Annotated in this window: 18 protein-coding genes; 5 read left to right on the top strand and 13 right to left on the bottom strand. The window is 45.8% G+C overall.

All coding sequences use genetic code 11. The annotated features are described in order from the left end of the window. Positions 1 to 120: 120 nt before the first annotated feature. Positions 121 to 1,530 carry a cryptochrome/photolyase family protein gene (locus AC1P5O_RS08990; RefSeq protein ID WP_499005973.1) on the top strand — a complete coding sequence of 470 codons (1,410 nt, stop codon included), beginning with the start codon at positions 121 to 123 and terminating at the stop codon, positions 1,528 to 1,530. A gap of 61 nt (positions 1,531 to 1,591) precedes the next feature. Here AC1P5O_RS08990 and AC1P5O_RS08985 read toward each other — a convergent pair whose 3' ends face one another. Both AC1P5O_RS08985 and acs read right to left on the bottom strand, forming a co-directional pair. Further along, positions 1,592 to 2,773 (bottom strand): acyl-CoA dehydrogenase family protein, encoded by a 1,182-nt coding sequence (locus AC1P5O_RS08985; RefSeq protein ID WP_121980014.1) that lies wholly within the window; start codon positions 2,771 to 2,773, stop codon positions 1,592 to 1,594. Positions 2,774 to 2,903: 130 nt separating this feature from the next. After that, a complete protein-coding gene (gene acs, locus AC1P5O_RS08980) occupies positions 2,904 to 4,850 on the bottom strand; it encodes an acetate--CoA ligase (RefSeq protein ID WP_121980013.1) in 1,947 nt (648 codons plus the stop codon). A 269-nt stretch (positions 4,851 to 5,119) separates the two neighbouring features. Here acs and AC1P5O_RS08975 point away from each other — a divergent pair, with 269 nt between their 5' ends. Then, on the top strand, positions 5,120 to 5,698 hold the full coding sequence (locus tag AC1P5O_RS08975) for a DUF805 domain-containing protein (protein ID WP_005108134.1): 579 nt from the start codon (positions 5,120 to 5,122) through the stop codon (positions 5,696 to 5,698). A 106-nt stretch (positions 5,699 to 5,804) separates the two neighbouring features. Continuing rightward, a complete protein-coding gene (locus AC1P5O_RS08970) occupies positions 5,805 to 6,785 on the top strand; it encodes a mechanosensitive ion channel family protein (protein ID WP_004729187.1) in 981 nt (326 codons plus the stop codon). Here the strand turns inward: AC1P5O_RS08970 and AC1P5O_RS08965 are convergent. From AC1P5O_RS08965 to prfB, 5 genes are all read right to left on the bottom strand, one after another. After that, the gene (locus AC1P5O_RS08965) at positions 6,759 to 7,472 is read right to left on the bottom strand and encodes a 16S rRNA (uracil(1498)-N(3))-methyltransferase (protein ID WP_004647257.1); all 714 of its coding nucleotides are present in this window, start codon (positions 7,470 to 7,472) and stop codon (positions 6,759 to 6,761) included. The two genes, AC1P5O_RS08970 and AC1P5O_RS08965, sit on opposite strands and share 27 nt — an antisense overlap. 228 nt (positions 7,473 to 7,700) lie before the next feature. Further along, positions 7,701 to 8,981, bottom strand: coding sequence for a 3-deoxy-D-manno-octulosonic acid transferase (locus tag AC1P5O_RS08960; protein ID WP_121979735.1), 1,281 nt, complete (start codon positions 8,979 to 8,981; stop codon positions 7,701 to 7,703). Positions 8,982 to 9,064: 83 nt separating this feature from the next. Further along, a complete protein-coding gene (locus AC1P5O_RS08955; protein ID WP_312330869.1) occupies positions 9,065 to 10,150 on the bottom strand; it encodes an alkene reductase in 1,086 nt (361 codons plus the stop codon). A 15-nt stretch (positions 10,151 to 10,165) separates the two neighbouring features. Next, complete coding sequence (locus AC1P5O_RS08950; RefSeq protein WP_121979733.1) at positions 10,166 to 10,465, bottom strand: ArsR/SmtB family transcription factor; 300 nt, start codon at positions 10,463 to 10,465, stop codon at positions 10,166 to 10,168. Between the two features lie 146 nt (positions 10,466 to 10,611). Then, positions 10,612 to 11,707 (bottom strand): peptide chain release factor 2 gene (prfB, locus tag AC1P5O_RS08945; protein WP_101627160.1). Its coding sequence is split into 2 segments (ribosomal slippage): positions 10,612 to 11,634 and positions 11,636 to 11,707, totalling 1,095 coding nucleotides; the frame shifts between segments, so codons are not numbered across the junction. Positions 11,708 to 12,207: 500 nt separating this feature from the next. On the opposite strand from prfB, the gene AC1P5O_RS08940 reads away from it, so the two are divergent. After that, positions 12,208 to 12,987: a putative porin gene (locus AC1P5O_RS08940; RefSeq protein ID WP_005108142.1), complete on the top strand. Its 780-nt coding sequence runs from the start codon at positions 12,208 to 12,210 to the stop codon at positions 12,985 to 12,987. 175 nt (positions 12,988 to 13,162) lie between these two features. Further along, a complete protein-coding gene (locus tag AC1P5O_RS08935; RefSeq protein ID WP_004647251.1) occupies positions 13,163 to 13,963 on the top strand; it encodes a putative porin in 801 nt (266 codons plus the stop codon). A 52-nt stretch (positions 13,964 to 14,015) separates the two neighbouring features. Here AC1P5O_RS08935 and recJ read toward each other — a convergent pair whose 3' ends face one another. The 6 genes from recJ to AC1P5O_RS08905 all read right to left on the bottom strand — a co-directional run bounded on the left by recJ (position 14,016) and on the right by AC1P5O_RS08905 (position 20,653). Next, positions 14,016 to 15,716, bottom strand: a complete 1,701-nt coding sequence (gene recJ / locus AC1P5O_RS08930; protein ID WP_005261557.1) for a single-stranded-DNA-specific exonuclease RecJ — start codon at positions 15,714 to 15,716, stop codon at positions 14,016 to 14,018. Between the two features lie 2 nt (positions 15,717 to 15,718). After that, complete coding sequence (gene pdxH, locus AC1P5O_RS08925) at positions 15,719 to 16,375, bottom strand: pyridoxamine 5'-phosphate oxidase (protein ID WP_005245734.1); 657 nt, start codon at positions 16,373 to 16,375, stop codon at positions 15,719 to 15,721. A gap of 14 nt (positions 16,376 to 16,389) precedes the next feature. Then, complete coding sequence (glmM, locus tag AC1P5O_RS08920) at positions 16,390 to 17,727, bottom strand: phosphoglucosamine mutase (RefSeq protein WP_499005975.1); 1,338 nt, start codon at positions 17,725 to 17,727, stop codon at positions 16,390 to 16,392. Positions 17,728 to 17,844: 117 nt separating this feature from the next. Beyond that, complete coding sequence (gene guaB, locus AC1P5O_RS08915; RefSeq protein WP_318270367.1) at positions 17,845 to 19,308, bottom strand: IMP dehydrogenase; 1,464 nt, start codon at positions 19,306 to 19,308, stop codon at positions 17,845 to 17,847. A gap of 228 nt (positions 19,309 to 19,536) precedes the next feature. Further along, the gene (locus tag AC1P5O_RS08910; protein ID WP_080591854.1) at positions 19,537 to 19,902 is read right to left on the bottom strand and encodes a YkgJ family cysteine cluster protein; all 366 of its coding nucleotides are present in this window, start codon (positions 19,900 to 19,902) and stop codon (positions 19,537 to 19,539) included. 97 nt (positions 19,903 to 19,999) lie between these two features. After that, entirely contained in the window at positions 20,000 to 20,653 is a 654-nt protein-coding gene (locus AC1P5O_RS08905) for an oxygen-binding di-iron domain-containing protein (protein WP_499005972.1), read from the bottom strand. Positions 20,654 to 20,733 lie beyond the last annotated feature (80 nt).

Genomic DNA, 20,733 nt, shown 5'->3' with positions numbered 1-20,733 from the left:
CTCCCTCCCTCAAGGCTCGGCTTGGGGGATTTTTTTATGTGATAAAATTGTTGTCTGGCTAGGTTTAAAACCATCAATTCCTTAAAATTCTGCACTAACGACTTTCCAAGAATTTTAACAATGCAACTGATCTGGTTTCGTCAAGACCTCCGCATTCATGATCATGCCGCGCTCTGGCATGCCACCCAGCAAGGCAGCTGTATAGCAGTGATGGTGCTCTCTCCCGAACAATGGAAGCTGCATCAGGATGCCCGGATTAAAATCGATTTTTATCTGCGTCGACTCATTATCTTAAAGCAGCAGTTAGCGCAGCTGAATATTCCATTAATCATTTTAAATGTTCCCTTATGGCAAGACCTGCCGGCCGAAATGCGAAGCCTGTGCCAAAAACTTCAGATTGATACGCTACATGCCAATATTGAAGTGGGCGTGAATGAACTGCAACGTGATGCACAGGTACAGCAGATGCTGGAACAGCAGCAGATCCGGGTCGAGCTGTATCATGATCGCAGCCTGTTTCCACTGACCAGTATCCGTAACCAGTCCAATCAACCCTATCAGATCTATAGCGCATTCAAGAAAAAGTGCTATGAGCGACTGATTCAGAATATACCGGGCTGTTACCCTGACATTCAGGCTCAAGATCCGGTTGAATTACCAGACCAGTTGACCAGCTTTGATCTGCAAAAATTTGCGGCTGATTATTCTGTCGATCATACTGCCCAGCTCTGGCCTGTGGAAGATCAAGCTGCCTTTGAGCTGCTCGATGATTTTATCGAGGATAAAATGGCTCACTATAAAACTGAGCGAGAGCTACCTGCAGTCGATGGTACCAGCCGCCTGTCACCGTATCTGAATATCGGTATTCTCTCGATCCGTCAATGTATGCAGACCCTGTTTAAGGACAGTTATTTCCAGATTGATGATATCGGTCAGCAGACCTGGCTGGATGAACTGCTCTGGCGCGAGTTTTATCTGCATACCCTGTTTGATTTTCCCCGTGTATCCAGGCATCGGCCTTTTAAGGAAAATACCGATAACATCCAGTGGCGCAATGCACCGGATGATTTGGCTGCCTGGCAACAAGGACAAACCGGGATTCCAATTGTCGATGCCGGCATGCGGCAAATGCGAGCCATTGGCTGGATGCATAACCGGGTACGCATGATTACTGCAATGTTCCTGTGTAAAAACCTGCTGATAGACTGGCGCTTGGGAGAACGCTGGTTTATGCAGTATCTGATTGATGGTGATCTGGCGGCGAACAATGGCGGTTGGCAATGGTGTGCTTCGACCGGCATGGATGCCGTACCCTATTTCCGGATTTTTAACCCGGTCAGCCAGTCACAGAAGTTTGACCCGAATGGGGATTATATTCGCCGCTGGGTGCCGGAACTGGGGCATCTGGATGCTAAATCTATTCATGAACCCTATGCCAAAAATCCGGATCTTGAACTGGATTATCCAAAACCGATTGTGGATTTAAAAGCCTCTCGTGTAAGAGCGATTGAAGCTTTTAAGCAAATTTAAAACCAAACTTTTTCATCCCGAATAAAACAGCCTCCGATAAAGAGGCTGTTTTATTTTTAGATCAGGAATAAAAACTCGGATCAGGCACTTTTCCAGTCAGCACCCATTCCCCCACTTCCTGATATTTATAATCGATCGGGTCATGCAAGGTCTGGGTGCGGACATTGCGCCAGAAACGGTCAAGATTGAGCTTGGCCGTGGTGGCCCGCGCACCCATCACCTGGAAAATATTCTGGGTAATATAGAGAGAGGTATTGGTTGCGGCAATTTTGGCTGTGGCAATGGCAACTGAGACTTCACCGCGCTGCTCAGCTGTTAAATCATTCCCAAGCTCCCAGGCTGCCTGTAAAGCCTGAACCGCTTTATCTGCCAGTAAGCGTACCCCTTCCAGTTGTACATAAAACTCAGCGAAATGCTTCTGGATAAAAGGATCATTCACCGCATCGTCTGTCAGTGATTTGGACCAGGCTTTTTGGGTCTGTACACCCTGTCTGGCGATTTCAAATGCCCCTTCTGCCACGCCCAAAAACAGATGTACGAAAATCAGCTGGGCGATCAAAGGACGCAGGCTGGAATACGGCGTACTCAGTGGACCCGGATTTAACAGCAATTCATTTTCATGAATTTTGACCAGCTCAAAATGACTGGTACCACTGTCGGTCTGGCGTTGGCCCATATTGTTCCAGTCCCCCAGAAAACTTACTCCTTCGCGTTGGGTAGGAATCACACCAATCAGCAATTTTCCGGCTTCATTATAGCCTGAACACAACAACATATCTGAATCGATCGAACCCGAGCAGAAGCTTTTATCACCATGGAAAATATATTCGTTTTCTGAAACTTTTATGGCTGTGGTACGACGGTCCAGCGGATTTAGAGTATTACCCCAGAACAGATTATTTTGGGCAGTCTGTTCAAACCACGGGCCATATTGTTCCGCTTGGGAAAATAATTGCACGGTCGCAATCAGCAAATGGTGAAAGCCGTAGACATGCGCCAATGAACTGTCGACCCGGGCGATCACTTGAATGGTTTTAAAAATGGTCTGCCAATCTGCCTCCTGACCGCCGTACTGTTTTGGAATGGACAGGTCAAGCAAGCCACTCTGACGAATCAGGTCACGCTCGGCTTTGGGATTACCCCCCTGTTTGTCCCGCTCTGCTGCAGTTTGGGCAAAAGTTTCAGCCAGTTCCCGGGCAATCTCTAAGGGCGACTGATCGAGATATGATTGTCGTATATTCATTGTTTTTGGACCTATATTCAGCATGGCTCGAGCTTAGCAGATTGCAGCCTGTCACTATATCCGAAAGCATGCAGAGCTTATTCCCGATATAAAAATACCGGCAGGATGCCGGTATTTAAAAAGTTTAAATTTAAGCTTTATTACGCTGTACCTCTGCGATCAGATGATCCACCACTTGCGGTTCAGCCAGGGTCGAAGTATCTCCGAGACTGTCCAGCTCATCGGCTGCAATCTTTCTCAGGATCCGGCGCATGATTTTGCCGGAACGGGTTTTCGGCAATGCCGGTGCCCAGTGCAAGGCATCGGGAGTCGCCACTGGCCCGAGAATCTTGCGTACCCAGCTGACCAGTTCTCCACGTAATTGATCTGAACTGGCAACATCAGCCTGTAAGGTCACAAAGGCACAAATGCCCTGACCTTTAATATCATGCGGCATACCGACTACAGCGGCCTCTGCTACCGATTCATGCGCCACCAGTGCACTTTCAATTTCTGCAGTACCTAAACGGTGTCCGGATACATTCAGGACATCATCCACCCGGCCGGTAATCCAGTAATAACCATCTTTATCGCGACGCGCCCCATCTCCGGTAAAATAGGTACCTGGATAGGTCGAGAAATAAGCTTCAATAAAGCGCTCCGGGTCTCCCCAAATGGTGCGCATCTGACCCGGCCAGGAATCCTTAATCACCAGATTGCCCTCAGCTTCTCCTTCCAGCTCCTTGCCATCGGCATCGACAATGGCAGGCTGTACGCCGAAGAAAGGTCGTGTCGCAGAGCCCGGTTTTAAATCAGTCGCACCCGGCAATGGCGTAATCATAAAACCGCCAGTTTCGGTCTGCCACCAGGTATCGATGACGGGACAGCGGCTTTCACCGACCACGGTGTAGTACCAGTTCCAGGCTTCCGGATTAATCGGCTCACCAACTGATCCTAAAATTCTCAGGCTACTGCGATCACTTTCCCGCACAAAAGCATCGCCCTCACGCATCATGGCGCGGATCGCGGTCGGTGCAGTGTAGAGAATGGTGACGTTATGCTTATCGACAATATGTCCAGTACGCGCCCAGCTTGGATATTGCGGCACACCTTCAAACATCACGGTGGTGGTCCCATTCGAGAGCGGCCCATACAGCACATAGGAATGCCCGGTGATCCAGCCCACATCTGCGGTACACCAGAATACATCATCCTGCTTGATATCAAATGCTTCACGGAAGGTGCAATTCACATAGGTCAGATAACCGCCAGTGGTATGCATCACGCCCTTGGGCTTGCCGGTGGAACCTGAGGTATACAGGATAAACAGCGGATCTTCGGCATTCATCGGTTCGGGTGGACAGATGTCATTCACTGACATAATTTCCGTGTGATACCACAGATCACGTCCTTCCTGCATTTCAATTGGGTTACCGGTGCGGTGTACCACCATTACATTTTGAATCGAGTCTGTACCCGCCAGTTTCAGTGCTTCATCGACATTGGCTTTCAGTGGAATGGCCTTACCACCGCGCATGCCGGAATCCGCAGTAATCACCATTTTCGCCTGACAGTCTTCAATCCGGCTGGCCAAAGAATCTGGCGAGAAACCACCAAATACCACGCAATGTACCGCCCCGATCCGGGCACAGGCCAGCATGGCAATCGCAGCTTCAGAAACCATCGGCATATACAGCATGACCCGGTCGCCTTTCTGGATGCCATTTTTCTTCAGCACATTGGCAAAACGGCAGGTTTCATCATGCAGCTCGGCAAAGGAAATAATCTTGTGCCGCGAAGGATGATCCCCTTCCCAGATGATGGCCGGTTTATACGGATGTTCTTTCAGGTGCCGATCCAGACAGTTGGCACTGACATTGAGCTGACCATCGGCAAACCATTCGATTTTAAAATCGTCTTTGTTAAAGCTGGTATTTTTGACTTGGGTGAAGGGCTTGATCCAGTCCAGACGTTGCGCCTGTTCTGCCCAAAATTTATCTGGCTGTTCTATAGAATATTGATAACGTTCAAAGTACTGGTCTTCGAGCGTACGTGCTGTTTTTTTAAATTCATCGGGTACTGGATAGATCTCTTGCATAGGTCACTTCCTTGATTTTGTTCTATCTCATCACGAGAGGTTAATGCTGCGTTGTTGATTGTTTTTTATGCATAATGGCAGTATGGCCTGCTTATTTCAAATCCGGCAATCATGCTTTCGTCGTAGATTATTTATACAAATTCAATCAAAATAAACCACAACTTACAGTACAGAATCTTCTGCGCAAATGTGTATGATCTGTAGCACAGCCCTTAAAAATAAAATTGACCGCTTGTGGTTATTTCATCTGATTTAGCAGGATACGCTTTATGAAATCGCCTGAATCTCCCTACTTTAGCCCGCCTGCGCTGCCTGCATCGGATCATCCCCTGTCGATGAAAGGCCGCTTCGGACGCTTGAGCTTTATTGCCTGGTCGGCATTTCTGTATTTCATTTTTTTATTTGGCAGTATTGCACTGGGTCTCAGTATTGATATTGTGAATATTTCTACCCATTCTCTAGATCCCAACTGGCTGATTTCACTGCAAGGCTTGGCCAGTATCGGTGTACTGGTCATGGTTCTGGCCTATGTGTATTTCGCTTTAGTGGTGACCGTTCGCCGTTTGCATGATATGAACCGCAGTGGCTGGTGGGCGCTATTATTTTTACTGCCGGTAGTAAACATTTTTGTATGGCTTTATATCGTTTTTGGTTCGGGCGATCGCGGCAGTAATCAGTATGGTCCGGCACGGATCACCTTGCTCTGGGAAAAAATTCTGGCCTGGCTGATGATTATCCTGACCCTGCTTAGCCTGTTGGGATCTATCGCTTTATTCAGTTATATGAGCGGTGAAGAACAAACACCTACCCCCACGGAAATGATGCAAAAAACCACCAAATACTTTTAACAACAGCGCCGTTATTTTTAAAATTATCCAATGGTGACTTCGAGCCCTTATTAATTTTTTGCTGAACATCAGGCAAAATAGGCAAAATTTGAATTGTGGAATTTTTGTGGCAGAGCAAAACAATACCTTAAGCCAGGTAACTGAGGGCACCACGGAGTTGTTACATCAGGCAACTGAAAAAACGACCAAGACCGTGATTGAACATACCGCCAAGTATAATGATGCCTACAGCACCATTGACAAAATCATGGAGGGCTTCTGGGAGCGTGTGCCTTATTTCTGTATCGCACTGATCGTGATTACGATTTTCTGGTTACTCTCCAAAGTCTTCAAGTTTTTCGTACGTAAAACTTTGGAAAACCGTTCTTATACCCGCCAGAATCTGGTATTGGTCCTCAACCGTGTCGGCAGTACCTTTATTATTTTCTTTGGTATTCTGATTGGACTGGTGATTGCGGTTCCTGGCTTTACCCCGGGTCAGCTGATGAGTGCCCTCGGAATTGGTTCGGTCGCGATCGGTTTTGCCTTCAAGGATATTTTCCAGAACCTGCTCTCTGGTGTGCTGATTCTTCTCAGTGAACCGTTCAAGATTGGCGACGATATTATCGTGAATGGCATGGAAGGTACCGTTGAAGATATCCAGATTCGTGCGACCTTTTTACGCTCACCAGATGGCCGCCGTATCGTGATTCCAAATGCCACGGTCTACACCAGTGCGGTCACAGTCAATACCGCCTATACCCGTCGCCGCTGCGAATTCGTGGTGGGGATCGGCTATGAGGATGATATCCAGAAAGCCAAAGACCTGATTACCGCTATTTTAGATAAAGACCCCACCATCCTGAGCCAGCCTGGCTTTAGTGTCAATGTCACCGCGTTGGCTGACTTTTCCATTACCCTAAAAGCTTTCTGGTGGGTCGATACCACTGAAACAGGCACCGGAACTTCAATCAGTGCGGTGCAGGAACGGGTGATTCAGGCTTTTGCCGAGCATAATATTTCGATTCCGTATCCGGTACAGGAAGTCAAAGTCTATCGTGGTGAAGGCAATGATGATGCCTCAGCCCGCGCTAAACAGACGACCTAAAACATACGGAATCACGGTTTCTGTACGGATAATACGGTTGCCCAGACTCACTGCCTGACAGCCGTTTTTGATGAGTAAATCGACTTCATATGGAATAAATCCGCCTTCCGGACCAATAACAATCGTACAGGGATGCTCAATCGCAAATGGCATCGCCTGCTCTGCATAAGGATGTGCCACATAAGCCGGGCAATCTGTACTAATCAAACCCGGCAAGATATCTTCAACAAAGGGTTTAAAACGTTTATACAGCTCGATTTTTGGAGCAACCGTATCCCCTGCCTGTTCTAGCCCCAATTCGATATAATGATTTAACTGCTGTAAAAATGGAGTTTGCCAATAGCTTTTATCGACACGGTAGCTATGTAGTAAAATGATTTTTTCAACGCCCAAGGTGACACTGTCCATGATCAGACGGCGCAGCACTTTCGGACGTGGCAAAGCCACAATTAAAGTCACTGGCAATTTTTCTGGAACAGCTTCTTCTTGCAGTGGTTTCAAGCGCACTGCTTTTTCAGAGATTTCGACAATTTCCGTCAGGTAACGCTGACCTTCCCGAATTCCGACTTTTAACGTATCTCCCACCTGAATCTGTAGATGTTGCTGTAAATGTTCCAGTTGCCGAGTTGAGGTAATGGACCAAAGTTCAGTTTCGGTTTGACGTGGGTCAAGCAGGACGATATTCATAAGGAAGATAAAACCAAAACATTAACATGCAAAATATTCAAATTAGGTATTATCGCCAAATTTGAAATCGTGTGTGGCGACATGGATGTTGCCCGCGGTACTGAGGTACAGGAAGTACCTTCAGTACCGCAAAGGATTTTTGCTACTTTTAATCCCTTAAAAGTAGAAATCTTCTACGAATGACCAGTTGTCTCAGAAAGGTAGATTGAGAATATGACTAGCACACACTTAGAGATACTGATCAATCACCTGAATATGCTTGGCAAGCGATCCCGTATTTAACTGCATAATTTGCTGCGCTGCCGCATTCAAGATTTCCGCCTTAACCTGATCTTGCAAAAGTTCCAGTAATACCTCTGCAGCCTGCTGGGCATCCTGCACCACTGCGACTGCGTCTGCCTGAACGAACTCATCCACGATAGTCTGAAAATTAAAATAGTTTTTGCCTAAAACAGTCGGCACATTCAGCGCAATCGGCTCCAAAATATTATGTCCACCACCTGGTTCATTTAAAGAACCACCCACATAACATGCCTGACTCAAAGCATACCAAAGCCACATTTCACCCATCGAATCGGCCAAATAAACCTGGGTATCTGCTTTAATATGTTGCCCTAGACTTCGACGCTGGATTTTCAATCCCAAAGACTGTGCAGCTTGGAACACCTCATCAAAACGTTCCGGATGGCGCGGTACCACAATACAGACCAAATATGGATCAGCTTCTAAAGCAGCTTTTAAAACACTCAGAATTTCTTTTTCTTCAGGAGCATGAGTACTAGCTAACGTGACGATCTTTCGCCCCCCTAACTGCCACTCCTGTTTCAATTGATCTGCCTGATGAATAAAGCGCTCGGGCGCAGTAATATCAAATTTGATATTGCCCAAAACTTGGGTTTTTTCAGCTGCGATTCCCAACTGGATATAACGTTGCTGGGTGGCTGTATCCTGTGCCAAAAGACCAGTTAAATTCTTGAGCATGCCACGGGTCAAACCTTTGACCTTGGCATAGCCTTTGGCAGATTTTTCAGACAGACGCGCATTCAACAATACAGTTGGCACATTAAACTGGGGTGCCTGATCCAGCAGATTCGGCCAAAGCTCGGTTTCCATCAGCAATAAAAGTTTCGGCTGATACTTTTGATAAAATTCACGAATTAAAGTTTTCTGGTCAGCAGGCAAATACACGGCTTGAAACAAATCGAGATAAGGCGCTTTTAAAAAAAGTGATTTAGCGCGTGCCTGACCGGTTTTGGTGGTATTGGTGACCAGCACCGGATGGCCAAGTTTTAAATAATGTTCAATTAACGGTTGGGCAGCATTGGTTTCACCCACCGACACCACATGAAACCAGATGGCATGCAGGTTTTTGGGTGGCTGAAACGGGCCGAAACGTTCTGTCAGTTCTTGTTGTAATTGTTCAGGATCGGTCGCACGTTTACGGATACGCGATTGATATAAGGGTTTAACCAGCGCCAAGGCTGCGTTATACCAAAATGGAGTGGCCACATTGCGCCCCTGTCCAAAGATTCAATGAGCAGAATATAGCAGAGCCACATCAACATGTTAATCGATGTGGCTCTTATTTCGAATTATTCTATGGTGCTTAATACTTTAACTTCTGCCAAAGTTGGATAATCAATATAACCTTCAGCCACCTGACTGCCGATCATATTTTCCATTTTCAGCTCATTAAGTGGTGCATTCTGAAGCAGACGTTCGTATAGATCAGGATTCGCAATATAGGCTTTACCAAATGCGACTGCATCTGCCTTTTCAGCTGCCAGTAGCTCAATCGCATCTTCACGACTCAGTTGCATATTGGCAATATAAGGCACTCCACCAGAACGCTCTTTCATATATTCGGAAATACTGTCTTCAGCCAGATATTCACGGGTAAAGAAGAAGGCAATCTTGCGCTTGCCCAGCTGCTCCATGGCATAGCCAAATGTTTCACGTGGATCATTGTCGCCCATGTCATGGTCATCACCACGCGGCGCAAAATGTACCCCTACTCGATCCGCACCCCATACTTCAATCAGTGCATCAGTTGCCTCTAGCAGGAAACGTGTACGGTTTTCGACTGAACCGCCGTATTCATCCTCACGCTGATTGGTTTTGCTTTGCAGGAACTGGTCAATCAGATAACCATTGGCAGCATGTAATTCAACACCGTCAAAACCGGCTTCTTTGGCACGAATCGCGGCTTGCTTGTATTGCTCGGTAATCGCGTGAATTTCAGAAACTTCCAAGGGGCGTGGCGTAACGTATGGACGCTTTGGACGTAATAAGCTGACATGACCCGCCTGTTGTACTGCACTTGCAGAGACTGGTGTTTCACCATTTAACAGATCCGGATGCGATACACGACCAACATGCCAAAGCTGGGCAACAATCAGACCGCCCTTCTCATGAACCGCTTGAGTGACCTTTTTCCAGCCTTCGACCTGAGCATCGGTAAACAATCCTGGGGTATTTAGATAGCCATTGGCTTCTTCAGAAATCACTGTCGCTTCAGAAATGATCAGGCCAGCACTTGCACGTTGCGCATAGTATTCAACCATCATGGGGGTTGGAACGCGATCAGCAGTTGCGCGGCTACGGGTCAGCGGCGCCATGATGACACGGTTTTTAAGCTCTAACGCACCGAGCGTTAAAGGAGAATTTAATTCAGCCATCGTTACTCCCACCTGTTAAAGGTGTTGTTGTAGGTGTTCGATAAATTGCTGAATCAAAGTTTCATTGCGGGAGAAATATGACCACTGTCCATGCTTGGTCGCAGTAATCAGGCCAGCCTGCTGTAATACCGACAGGTGATTGGACATGGTGGACTGTGAAACCTGGCCCAAACGTTCAATTTGACCTGCACAGACCCCACGTTGAAAGCCACCACACTCTTCCGCAGACAGATATTGCTCCGGAGATTTTAACCACTCCAGAATTTGTCGACGGGTCGGATTGGCTAAGGCTTTAAAAATTAGATCAAGGTCCATAGGCACATCACAATCAGTGGCGCAACGAAACTTTATTCAGCATCTGCGGCCATTATATCGTATTTTTTCGATTTATATATCGAAAATTTTAGATATAATAATCACAATCTTCACAAGCTTTGTTACGCCAGCTTTTAAACGATTTCTTACAGGCCCTGTTTCAGGCTTGCTTCGATAAATTTGTCCAGATCACCGTCCAGAACTGCGCCAGTATTGGAATTTTCCACACCTGTACGCAAATCCTTAATACGTGAATCATCCAGGACATAAGAACGGATCTGACTACCCCACCCAATGTCAGACTTGGAATCTTCCAGTGCTTGTGCCGCTTCGTTACGTTTGCTCATCTCGAGCTCATAAAGTTTGGCACGTAACTGCTTCCAGGCGTGGTCACGGTTGGCATGTTGTGAACGCTGGTTCTGACAGGCCACCACAATTCCGGTCGGTGCATGGGTTAAACGCACGGCAGAATCTGTTTTGTTAATATGCTGACCACCCGCCCCTGATGCACGATAAGTATCGGTACGAACATCGGACGGATTGATTTCAATTTCGATATTGTCATCAACTTCCGGTGACACAAACACGGCAGAGAACGAGGTATGACGACGGTTGCCCGAGTCAAAGGGGGACTTACGCACTAAACGGTGTACACCAGATTCGGTACGTAACCAGCCATAGGCGTACTCACCTTCCACACGAATCGTCGCAGATTTAATCCCGGCAACATCCCCATCAGATTCTTCCATCACTTCTGCTTTAAAGCCATGACGTTCAATCCAGCGTAGATACATACGTAGCAACATAGACGCCCAGTCCTGTGCTTCTGTACCGCCTGAACCAGCTTGAATTTCCAGATAGCAAGGATTTGGATCCATCGGATTATTGAACATACGGCGGAATTCAAGCTTGGCCAGTTCTTCTTCAGCCGTGCTCAGTTCAGCCTGTACATCTTCTAGCAAGCTTTCATCATCCGCTTCAACCGCCAGATCAAGCAGAGCCTGTGCATCTTCAAGCTGGGTACTTAAGCGATCCAGCACATTTAATACATTTTCAAGCTCGCCTTTCTCTTTGGCCATCGCTTGGGCACGACTCTGGTCATTCCAGATGGTTGGATCTTCTAATTCACGCAGGACTTCTTCTAAACGCTCTTTTTTCAGATCGTAGTCAAAGATACCCCCGTAGTGTTTGACCACGTTCGTTTAAGTCTTTTAATTGGTTTAGATACGGATTAATTTCCACGTGAATTACTCTCAATCAAAATTAGGCACAAAATTCTTAGCCCGATATTATAGCACAGTCTATTTCCGCTATTTTAACGATCCATTCAGTCTAAGGCTCGAATGTCTTGAGCATTTAGACCTGTATTTCCCTCATCCAATTTTCAACATCTCATAGACTCTTTTGCGTCTTTTTATCCGAAATTTTTATCGGCTTTTTAGCCCCGTTTTATGACCGAAATATAATTTTGCAATTGATTTTATAATTTAGGATTTCTTATTGGTCTGTATAAAAAATCAGCGAATTCAATAGATTCCACAATATCTACACACTTTTAATAAAACACTACATTATAAATTTAATTTTATTATTCAGTCACTTGTTCAGCAAAAATTACACAAGATTACGCTATTCACATTACTGTAACTTTCCTTTGATTGACGATCTTTGGAATTGCTCTAGACTGAAAGTTGTAACAAAAAGTGTAATGTTTTTAACTCACGATTTGAGGGGTAGTAACCATGAAAAAATTAGCGATTGCTTCGGCACTACTTTCAGCAATAGCAATGACTGGTACAGCAGCACATGCTTACCAAGCAGAAATTGGTGCATCAGCAGGAGTGGTTGATCCTGACAACGGTGGAACTAGCGGTTCTTTCGGCGTTGATGGTACATATTACTTCAATCCAGTTCAAACACGTAATGCACCATTAGCAGAAGCAGCATTCCTTGATCGTGCTAGCAACGTGAGTGCGCAATATCAATATAATGAAATTGGTGATTCTGAAGCGCATCGTTATGGCGTAGGTGCAGAGTACTTCGTACCGAATTCTGACTTCTACTTAAGCGGTAACGTCAATGGCCATGATCTGCAAGACAATGATGATGTAGAAAATGATTTAACCACCTATGCAGCTGAAGTCGGTTATCTGCCAGCGCCAGGTCTATTGATTGCGGCGGGTGTAAAAGGTTGGGATAACGACAATGATGATGGCGTAGATCCAACATTGCGTGCTAAATATGTCACTACACTTAGCAACGGTAAAGACATCAACCTGGAAGCAGGTGCAGCGTTTGGTGATTTAGATGAATACAATCTGGCAGCAGATTATTTCATCGACAAAACCTTGAGTGTCGGTGCTGATTATCACAACAATGATATTACCGACAAGAGCGAATTTGGTATCAATGCACGTAAGTTCATTAACCAGCAAGTGAGCTTAGAAGGCCGTGTCGGCTTTGGTGAACAGTTTAACAATGACTACAATACCTTTGGTGTAGCAGCGAAGTACCGCTTCTAATCTAAAACCAAAAATTAGTCATTCATAGAAAACCCATCCTCGGATGGGTTTTTTTATTGCACTCTTAACAAGCATTTAGGTATTTTTGCACATTGACGGGGCGAATATAAACTGTACAATTTGTTACAACTGTTCATCAAACAGTCATATTTTTATAACAAAGAGAGAAATCTAAATGCTTAAGAAACTTGCTCTTGCTACAGCGCTTCTTGCTGGCCTGGGAACTGCACATGCTTACCAAGCTGAACTTAATGTCGGGTATGAAAATACAGATATTGATAATGTTGGGGATCTAGATACATTTTTCATCAATGGAAAATATTACTTAAACACTGTTCAAGTTAAGAACTCTCCACTTGCAGAAGCGGCTTTCCTAAATAAAGCAAGCAATATTGGCTTAGGTTATGCAAATGCAAGCGGTGATGGCGATGAGGATATTGATGTATTTGGTGTAAGTGGCGAGTTTTATATTCCAAATACTCAATTTTATGTAAGCGGCACTATTAACCAGGTTGACTTTGCTGGTGAAGACAATACTGGCTATGCTTTTGAAGTTGGTTACTTACCAGTTAATGGCCTACTATTAGCAGCTGGTGCAGCTAATGAAAGCGTTGATCCAGTTCAGGTAGCAAATTATGGTTTTGTCCCTAACCTCCTAAATGCTGTTACTGTAGGTGATGATACTGCACTATCTTTACGTGCAAAATATGTGACTCAGATTGGTAATCATTTTGCCAATTTTGAAGGTTTAACTTATTTCGGTGATGAAACAACTTATCGTTTAGGCGCTGATCTTTATATCGATCCAACTTTAAGTGTGGGTGTATCAATCGCGGATTCTACAGAAGATGATTCAGATACAGTATTTGGTTTACGCGCACAAAAATTCTTTACACCTGCAATTGCAGCTGGCGTGAACTATACAACTACTGACGGTGCTGACTCTTTCGGTATTAACGGTACTTTCCGCTTCTAATCTCTCCGATTAAAAGCAAAAAAAACCGCTCACTCGAGCGGTTTTTTATGGCCTATTGTTCTAAATGGATAATCCGCATTTGCAAGCTGATATTGCCATTAAATACATTTTTATCCAGCTCATAGACCAATCGTGTATCTTTCATCGGGTCAAAGTCATATTTATCCGCTGCATTGAAAGCGATCGCATCCACGACCTGCCCATTCTCCAACGCCACACGTAACTTAAGATGCACATCTTTAAGCCAGCGATAGTCCATGATTTTGAACACACCATCAAAAATCGGTTGGGGGAATTTTTGCCCCCATGGACTTAAATTCTGTAATAAATCGACTGTTTCAATGTGAAAAGCAGAAGCTGGCAGCTCTCCATCCGTCCATAAAGTCGCAGTGAATAAATCCTCATCCATCGCACCAATCAGTACTTCAAAGACCTGCTTAAACTCGGCGAAATTTTCTTTTTTCAGGGTTAAACCGGCTGCTGCTGCATGGCCACCAAAATGACTGACTAAATGAGGATATTGCTCTGCTACCTGTTCAATCGCATCACGAATATGAATACCTTCAATCGAACGCGCCGAACCTTTGATATGAATCCCATCCTGATCTGCGGCAAAAACAATACTCGGACGATGGAACTGCTCTTTTAAACGCCCTGCTACAATCCCGATCACTCCCTGATGCCAATGCTGTTCAAACATGATCAACGCAGCAGGTAGTTCAGTGGCATCCCACTGGATTTTATCCAGCTCAAGCAAGGCTTCCTGCTTGATTTTACCTTCCACCTGACGGCGTTCGACATTGAGCTGATTCAGCTGTTCAGCCAGTGGATAAGCAGTTGTCAGATCAGGAGCCAGCAAACATTCGATCCCGATATCCATGGTTTCCATGCGTCCAGCCGCGTTAATCCGTGGGCCTAAAACAAAGCCCAAATCTTGAGCTTTCAGACCAGCAGGATCACGCTTTGCAATATCAAGTAGCGCACTGATCCCTGCACGGCACTGCCCTTGCTGGATCCGTTTCAGACCTGCATCGACCAGAATCCGGTTGTTGTAGTCCAAGCTCGCGACATCGGCATAGGTGCCGAGCGCTACCAGATCAAGATAATTGGTAATTACAGTAGAGGATTTTCCAAGTTTCTTGCGATGGGTAGACAGATTGGCCAATACATAAAAAGCCACCCCGACCCCGGCTAGTGCTTTGCTTGGAAAGTCGCAACCCAACTGATTGGGATTGACCACGGCTTCGGCTTTTGGTGTCGGCTTGGTCGTCAGATGATGGTCGGTAATGATTACCTGCATGCCATGATCTTGTGCCTGTTTGACTCCTTCATGACTGGAAATGCCATTGTCCACGGTAATCAGTAAATCAGGTGTGAAACTGACAAAGGCCAGATCTGCAATTGCGGGTGTCAGTCCATAACCATATTTAAAACGGTCAGGAACCAGATATTCGACATTGGCACCCATATCGCGCAGTGCCAGCACCATGAGTGCAGTACTGGTCGCGCCATCGGCATCATAATCACCGACGATCACGATTTTCTGGCCACGATCAATCGCCTGATCGATCAGTTGAATCGCTTCAGGCAACCCCTTCATGGTCGGTGCCAGCAAATGCTTCAGCTTGAGCTCAAGTTCCTGCTCGGATTCCACCCCACGACGAGCCAGAATCTCGGCCACAAATGCAGGGACGCCCGGTAAATTTTCAGGGCGTGTCAGCAATGGACGTTGTTTGATTTCCAGTTTTTGCATGGTTATGGCATTAAGCGCTCTAAAGTCCAGCCGGCATCGGTTTGGCGATAACTTAAACGGTCATGCAAACGGTTCGGACGACCCTGCCAGAATTCATAATAATCGGGTTCGAGACGATAACCACCCCAGAATACCGGCTTGTCCAGCTGTTGCTGATTGGCAACCTGGGTATGCAAATCCCAAAAACGTTGCTGCAATTCCTCACGACTAGCCACGATGCCACTTTGCGGGGTACTGATATGCGCGGCAATCTGGCTTTCGCGTGGACGTTTATGATAATAGTCGGTCGATTCTTCTTCCGATATTTTCTTTACACGACCCGAAATACGAATCTGACGTTCCTGATCCTGCCAGTAGAACAACAGTTCGGCATAAGGATTTTTAGCCAGATCCAGACCTTTTTGACTATCATAGTTGGTATAAAAATCATACCCTGCGTCAGTCGCTCCACGCAGCAATACCGTACGCACATGCGGACGGCCTTGTGCATTGGCTGTTGCCAACGACATGGCATAGGGCTCGTGCAATTTTGCTTCCAGTGCATGGTTAAACCATTGCAAGAACTGCATATGCGGATTCGGATTGACTTGCTGTTCCTGTAACTCGCCTTTTTCATAATTCAGGCGTAGTTCACTCAGATCCTTGATCAGATCACTCATTATCTATGTTCCCGTTAAGCTGCATTGGCACGCACAGCATCTGCCAGGCTGTTTGCAAGTGTGGTGACTTCAGCCAGATCATCGCCTTCGACCATCACACGAATGACAGGTTCTGTGCCGGATTTACGAATCAATAAACGGCCACGGCCTTTAAGCTGCTGTTCGGCTTTTTCAAATTCAGCTGCCAGTGCAGGCACTGAATAAGGATCAAACATGGCATTTAAACGTACATTGACCAGGACATTTGGCAACAGTTTAAAGTCAGCCACAAGTTCATGCAGGGCTTTTTTCTGTTCAACCATCACCGTTAATACCTGCAAGGCGGCAATAATCGCATCGCCTGTGGTGCTCTTGTCCAAAGTCAGAATATGACCTGAAGGCTCACCACCAATGGTCCAACCATTTTCTTCCAGGCCCTGCAATACATAACGGTCGCCGACTTTGGCACGTAATAACGGCACTTGTGCTTTTTCCAGCGCCAGTTCCAATGCCATATTGCTCATTAAGGTACCCACAATACCTGCAGGTTTTTTCGAGCTTTGAGTCGCAAGAATATAAAGAATATGGTCGCCATCAATCAGATTACCGGCTTTATCTACGAGAACCACACGGTCAGCATCCCCATCAAAGGCAATACCCAAATCCGCTTGATGTTGAATCACGGCTTGTTGCAAGCTTTCCGGATGCGTTGAACCACAGCCCTCATTAATATTTAAACCGCTCGGCTCATTGTGAATCGCAATTACACGTGCGCCCAGTTCACGGAACACTGCAGGTCCCACGTTATAGGCTGCACCATTGGCACAATCCACCACAATGGTGAGTTCATTCAGATCCAGATGATACGGGAACGTCGATTTACAGAATTCAATATAGCGACCATTAGCATCTTTAACCCGGATACTTTTACCCAGATTCGCCGTATCTTCAATCACAAAATCTTTTTCAAGTTCCTGATTAATTTCGTCTTGCAAGGCATCTGGCAGTTTTTTGCCTTCCGCAGAGAAGAACTTAATGCCGTTGTCAAAATACGGGTTATGCGAAGCGGAAATGACAATACCCAAGCTGGCATGCAAAGCACGGGTCAGATGAGCAATGGCTGGAGTCGGTAGTGGACCTAAAAGATGAACATAAACGCCAGCGGCATTTAAACCTGCCTGTAAGGCAGCTTCCAGGATATAACCAGACAAACGGGTATCTTTACCCAGAACCACCAATGGTTTGGATTTTTTACTATGACGTTTTAAAACTTTACCAGCCGCAAATCCCAGTTTCAGGGCAAACTCAGGGGTAATCGGCAATTCGCCAAACTTTCCACGAATACCATCCGTACCAAAATAACTCATCTTTATCTCACTTCTTAGCGGATGATTGATATCACCCATTTTTTTCCTTGAGTCACACTTTACACCAAAATAAAAAAGCCGTCATTTGCATGACGGCTTTTTAAAATTTTAAATCACAGGAAATTAACCTACGCGATAGTTTGGTGCTTCTTTGGTAATGGTCACATCATGTACATGCGACTCAGACATACCGGCAGAAGTGATTTTCACAAACTTGGCATTCTGACGCAGGTCTTCAATCGTCGCAGAACCGGTATAACCCATTGAAGAACGTAGGCCGCCCATCATCTGATGTACGATATTACCCATTGGGCCTTTGTACGGTACACGACCTTCAATACCTTCAGGAACCAGCTTCTCGGCACCGGCCTTAGAGTCCTGGAAGTAACGGTCAGCAGAACCTGTTGCGCCAGCCATCGCACCCAATGAACCCATACCGCGATAAGCCTTGTAGTAACGGCCCTGGAAGAATTCAACTTCGCCTGGTGCTTCTTCAGTACCGGCCATCAATGAACCAACCATAATCGTGCTTGCGCCCGCACCAATCGCTTTGGCCATATCGCCAGAGAAACGAATACCGCCATCTGCGATCAAAGGAATCTGATCTTTCAGCGCATTGGCAACAGAATCAATCGCAGAGATCTGTGGCATACCAATACCCGCCACAATACGCGTGGTACAGATTGAACCAGGACCAATACCAACTTTAACGGCATCCGCACCTGCATCAAGTAACGCCAGCGCAGCATCACCTGTCGCGATGTTACCGCCAATCACCTGAACTTGTGGATAATTGGCCTTAACCCAACGTACACGCTCGATCACACCTGCAGAATGGCCATGTGCAGTATCGACTACAATCACGTCCACACCTGCATCAACCAAGGCTTCTACGCGGCTTGGCGTTTCTGCACCAGTACCGACAGCAGCACCAACACGCAGACGACCCAGGTCATCTTTACAGCTATTTGGATACAATTCAGCTTTACGGAAATCGGTTACCGTAATTAAGCCTTTCAGCTCTTGCTGATCGTTGACCACCAATACTTTTTCAATACGGTGCTGTTGCAATAAAGCTTGGATATTTTCTTTCGATTCGCCTTCACGAACTGTCACCAGGCGATCCTGACCAGTCATGATATTGCTGACTGGCTGCTCAAGATTGGTTTCAAAGCGTGTATCACGACCGGTCACGATACCCACCACTTTGCCATCTTTCACAACGGGTACACCACTGATATTGTTGGCTTGAGTCAACGCAATCAGTTCACGTACTGTGGTTTCAGGAGTGACTGTAATCGGGTCTTTGACCATACCCGCTTCGAATTTTTTCACACGGCGCACTTCTGCAGCCTGAACCGCGATATCCATGTTCTTGTGCAAAATACCGATACCACCATTTTGCGCCATTGCAATTGCCATACGGGACTCAGTCACCGTATCCATTGCTGCAGACACAAGAGGAATATTCAGGTTAATGCCACGAGTTAAACGTGTCTTTAGGGAGACATCTTTTGGAAGAACAGTAGAATAGGCAGGGAGTAATAGGACATCATCGAAGGTTAACGCGTCTTGAACGATGGTCAACATAACAGTCTCACTGGTAATTTCCGTGCACTATTATAAACAAATATCGGCTTAAATTTCATTGCAATTGCAAAATTATTTTTTTATTCAAGCTTCGTACACGCAGATCTATGTGGGTGCTAAAACAGTATCAATAATACGTCCGATCATGAAGTTCCCTATTTTAAAATATACCCCGATCATTTTAATGAAGTGAAAAGCAGAGCCTAAGCTCTGCTTTGGATGGATTTAGCTGACATATTCAAAACTGTCATCATTGTCGGCTTCATCAGTTTCAATCTGGACAAAGGGCAACATATTGTGTGCAATACGTGCCTTATTGCATTGCTCATCGGCAATCTGCACTTCTTTGCAGGATGAACTGCGCTGCTCATACATACCACAGCTGACCTGCTGGCCGATGGTGCCATCAAGTGCAATACAGCGTGGATTTTTTTGATTGGTTCCAGCCATACATGAATAGACTGCTGTCACAGGTTCGGTATAGTGCTCAGGCATATGAATTCCTTCAGCCCAATAAAACGAAACCCTGAAATAGGCGCAGCACGCCCCGCAGCTTAAACACGCATCCGGTTTTGGAACTTGAGACAACATTTCTTATAAGTTCTCATTATCAAAAAAAAGTTTTTTGGAGAAGAAATATAAAAAATGTTGTTTTTCCACACAAGAAAAAAATTATTTTTTGTGTGAACTATTCAGGACAGGTAAAAACCGTTTCATCCATCAGGTCAGTGCCGCATTCCAGCGTTTCAATCCAGTCCAGAAACTGGGTAATCTGCTCTTTGCCGATAAATGGTGTGCCATGCTGCGGCACAATCATCTCGATTTCCATGCTGCGTACCATTTTCACCCAGAGACGAATCACCTTGTTATTGCACATATAGCGTTGATGGAAGCTTTTCATTTTTGGGATATGCGCGGCAAAGTTTTCCAGTGGCTTGGCGGCATCTTCAACCATGGACGCACCCATATCACCTGAAAATAAAATTTTGGCAATCGGATCATAAAACTGGAAATTCCCTACCGAATGCAGAAAATGCGCCGGTACCGCCACAATATGAGATTGGCCCAGTGGAATGATTTGACCATGATCCGGAAGCTCCACCAGACGGTCCAGCCAGTTGCCTTTCATCCGGTCGCTCATAAAGGCCGAGTTTAAGTGCGGCAAGAAACGTGCCCACAGCTTGGATGCCACCACTTTGGCATCGGTATATACCAGCCAGCGCGGCATGGAAGTGATAATGTCCGGGTCTTGATGTGAAGCCATGACATAGTCCAGATGGGTCAAGCGGGTGTATTTAACCTGAGTTCGACATAAAAAATAAATAAAAAAAAGCCTTAGCATCTGTAATATCTTGGTTACGAAGACAAAACATTTCAGAGCAAGGCTTTTTCATGGACTATATTACCGAATTATTTTGTATC

The organism is Prolinoborus fasciculus (assembly GCF_056724605.1).
This window is presented reverse-complemented; position numbering and strand designations above follow the sequence as displayed.